Origin of the sequence: Kitasatospora sp. NPDC007106 (genome assembly GCF_040634455.1) — a bacterium.
Classification (GTDB): Bacteria; Actinomycetota; Actinomycetes; order Streptomycetales; family Streptomycetaceae; genus Kitasatospora; species Kitasatospora arboriphila.
This window is the reverse complement of sequence record NZ_JBEYFP010000639.1, coordinates 1-3,431: the sequence shown is the minus strand read 5'-3', so window position 1 is coordinate 3,431 and position 3,431 is coordinate 1. Positions and strand designations below refer to the sequence as shown.

The 3,431-nt window shown below is 76.1% G+C and carries 1 protein-coding gene and 3 pseudogenes; 2 read left to right on the top strand and 2 right to left on the bottom strand.

Features of this window, described 5'->3' with window-relative positions:
- The coding region (gene lnt / locus ABZ641_RS29920) for an apolipoprotein N-acyltransferase (protein ID WP_359986773.1) at window positions 1–1,107 on the top strand (1,107 nt) is incomplete at its 5' end.
- 54 nt (window positions 1,108–1,161) lie between these two features.
- Window positions 1,162–1,485 (top strand): annotated as a pseudogene (locus tag ABZ641_RS29915) (FxsA family protein); the annotation flags it as partial.
- A 79-nt stretch (window positions 1,486–1,564) separates the two neighbouring features.
- Here the strand turns inward: ABZ641_RS29915 and ABZ641_RS29910 are convergent.
- Both ABZ641_RS29910 and ABZ641_RS29905 read right to left on the bottom strand, forming a co-directional pair.
- Window positions 1,565–2,536, bottom strand: a pseudogene (locus tag ABZ641_RS29910) (MFS transporter); the annotation flags it as partial.
- 188 nt (window positions 2,537–2,724) lie between these two features.
- Window positions 2,725–3,431 (bottom strand): annotated as a pseudogene (locus ABZ641_RS29905) (FUSC family protein); the annotation flags it as partial.

Below are 3,431 nucleotides of genomic sequence, written 5' to 3'. Positions count from 1 at the left end.
GCGCCGCTGGTGACCTTCGCCGTCGCGCTCTGCGGCACCCTGCTGGCCTGGGCCGTGCTGCGGCTGCGCCGCGGGCCGCGCCGCTCGCCGAAGGCCGCCGCACTGGCGGGCCTCGGCGCGGTGGCCGCGCTGCTCGCCGGCCTGGTCGTCCCCGTCCCGACCGAGGGCGACGACACGGTGAAGGTGGCCCTGGTGCAGGGCAACGTGCCGCACCCCGGCATGGACTTCCTGGGCCGTCCGATGCAGGTCCTCGACAACCACGCGAGCGAGACGGAGAAGCTCGCCGCGGACGTCGCCGCCGGCCGCGCCCCCAAGCCGGACATCGTCATCTGGCCGGAGAACGCCTCCGACCTGGACCCGTTCTCCGAGCCGGCCGCCTACCAGCGGATCGACCAGGCCGTCCGCGCGGTCGGCGTGCCGACCCTGGTCGGCGCCCTGGTCGACGGCCCGGACGCGCAGCACGTCCAGAACGAGGGCATCGTCTGGAGCCCGGCGACCGGCCCCGGCGCCTCCTACACCAAGCAGCACCCGGTGCCGTTCGGCGAGTACGTGCCGTTCCGCGCCGAGCTGTCCAAGGTGATCTCGCGTCTGCAGCGGGTCGCCCGCGACTTCTACCCCGGCGACCACAACGGCGTGATGCAGCTCGGCCCGGCCCGGATCGGCGACGTCATCTGCTTCGAGGTGGCCTACGACGAGATCGTCCGAGACACCGTCAACGACGGCGGCCGGATCCTCGTCGTGCAGACCAACAACGCCACCTACAACCGCACCGGCCAGACCGAGCAGCAGCTCGCCATGAGCCGGCTGCGCGCCGTCGAGCACGGCCGCGCCGTCCTGATCGCCGCGACCAGCGGCATCAGCGCCGTGATCGCCCCGGACGGCTCGGTGGTCTCCCGGACGAAGGAGCTCACCCCGGCGGTGCTCAACGCCACGGTGCCGCTGCGCGACTCCCGCACGGTGGCCGACCGGGTCGGTGCCGCGCCGGAGTGGGCACTGGCCGCCGCGGGCCTGCTGGCCTGCGGTGCGGTGGCCGTCGGCGCCGTCCGCCGGCGCCGTTCGGGCGGAACACCCGAGGCGGCGGAGCCGTTGGACCAGGTGGTGCCGTAGTCGCGGCCGGAGCGTCCGGCCGGTGGGAGAGCACCTCCGGAGTGGATCCGTCCCGTGTCCCAGCAAGCAACCACGGCCCGGCCGGCGCGCCGCAGCACGCTGCGCCGGGTGCTTCCCCTGCTCGTCGCCGCCTGGCTGGTGCTGGAGATCTGGCTGGTCACGGTGGTGGCCTCGGCGGCCGGCTGGTTCACCGTGCTGGTCCTGCTGCTGGCCGGGGTGTTCACCGGCGGCTGGCTGGTCAAGCGCGCGGGGCTGCGGGCCTTCTCCGCGGCCGTCGAGCAGAGCCGCGATCCCCGGCCGAAGCAGGCGCAGACCGCGACGACCATGACGGTCCTCGCGGGCGTGCTGCTGATCGTGCCGGGCTTCCTGTCGGACGTGCTGGCGCTGACGCTGCTCTTCCCGCCGACGCGGGCGCTGTGGCGGGCCGGTGCCCGCCGGGCTTCTGCAGCACCAGGGTCTGCACGGTCGGCACCACCGCGAACCCGAAGACGCCGATCAGCACGACCGTGGCGGCCGCCGACCACTCGGTGTGCGCCGTCACCGCGAAGACGCCCAGGGCGAGCGCCATCAGCAGGAAGGCGGCGCAGATGCTCGGCCGCAGCGCCCGGTCCGCGGCCCACCCGCCGACGGCGTTGCCGATGGTGAAACCGACGCCGAACAGGGCGAGCACCAGGGTGACCGAGCCGTCCGCGAAGCCCGAGACCTCGGTGAGCAGCGGGGTGATGTAGCTGTAGCAGGCGAACAGGCCGGCGCAGCCGACGACCACGGTGGCCAGGGCGAGCCAGAGCTGTCCGCTGCGGAAGGCCGAGAGCTCGTGCCGCAGGCCGGCCTGCGGGTGGCTGGGCAGCGGCGGGACGAACCGGGCGATCGCGGCGGCGCCGAGCCCGCCGATCGCCACGACGACGAGCATCGCGGCCCGCCAGCCGAGCTGCTGGCCGAGCAGGGTCGCGGCGGGCACGCCGAGGATGTTGGCGACGGTGAGGCCGGAGAACATCACCGAGACGGCGCGGGCCCGGCGGTGCGGGGCGGCGAGTTCGGCGGCGGCGACCGCGCCGGCGCCGAAGAACGCGCCGTGCGGCAGGCCGGTGATCAGGCGGGCGGCGGCGAGGAAGGCGAAGTTCGGGGCGATCGCGCAGAGCAGGTTGCCGACCGTGAACAGGCCGGTCAGTCCGACCAGCACGGCCTTGCGCGGCAGTCGGGCGCACAGGGCGGTGAGCAGCGGTGCGCCGATCACCACGCCGAGCGCGTACAGCGAGACCAGCCAGCCGGCCCGCGGGATCGAGACGTGCAGGCCGTCGGCGATGTGCGGCAGCAGCCCCATCGCGGCGAACTCGGTGGTGCCGATGGCGAAGGCGGTGACGGCGAGGGCGGCGAGCGCCGGGCCCCCGCCCTCGGACCGGGTCGGATCGGCGGGCGGCGCTGGGCGCATGAGGGGCTCCGTGGTGCGCCGCCGGTGCGGCGGCTTCGCTGGACGGCGGGCGGTCGCCGCTGACCGCCGGAGGGCCGCGCCGATCCGCGGGTGAGGGCGGCCCGGGGGATTTCCGCCGGTCCGGCCGGGATCGGGCGTGTTCGCACCGAATGCTAGCGTCCGGGCCCGCGCCGGCTGCCGTCGGGGTGTCAGGCGGCGGTGGTGAGCGTCCGGATCCGGCGGAGTTCGGTGACGATGTCGTTGAGGGTGAGGCAGTCGGGCGGCAGGTCGGCGAGGGCCGGGCGGCTGCCGGGTGCGTCGCCGCGGCCGTCGAGGGCGTCGGCGACGGCGTCCAGGGCCTCGGCGACCCGGCGGGCCGCCGGGGCGGCCGGGCGGGCGGCGCCGTGTTCCAGCCGGACGGCGCAGGCGGTGGCCGCGTCGACGATCCGTTCGGCGCCGGTGGTGACGCCCAGCCAGTCGGGGCCGCGGCCGGTGTGCAGTTCGGCGGCGGCGGTCTCGGCGGCGGTCCGCGCCTCGGCGAGTGCCTGGTAGGCGGCGCGGCGCAGTTCGGCCCGCTGCTCGGCGGCGTGGCCTGCGGGGTGGCCGTCGGGATCGCCCGGCCCGGCGGCCAGCACGTGCTGCAGGTAGCGGCGGGTGTGCCGCAGGGCGTGCGCGGAGCGGTGGCCGACCCGCGCCTGGGTGTCGGCGAGCCTCGGCAGGTGGCCGACGAGCAGCACCAGCAGGCAGGCGACGGCGGTGTCGGCCAGCCGGGAGGCCGCGGCCTGCCGGTCGCCGCCGACCGAGACGAAGGTCAGCACGGTCACCGTGACGACGGCCGTCTGCAGGGCGAAGTGCCGTACGGCGAGCGGCACCAGGGCGGCGCCGAGGGCGACCGCCGCGCCAGATCGGAACACCG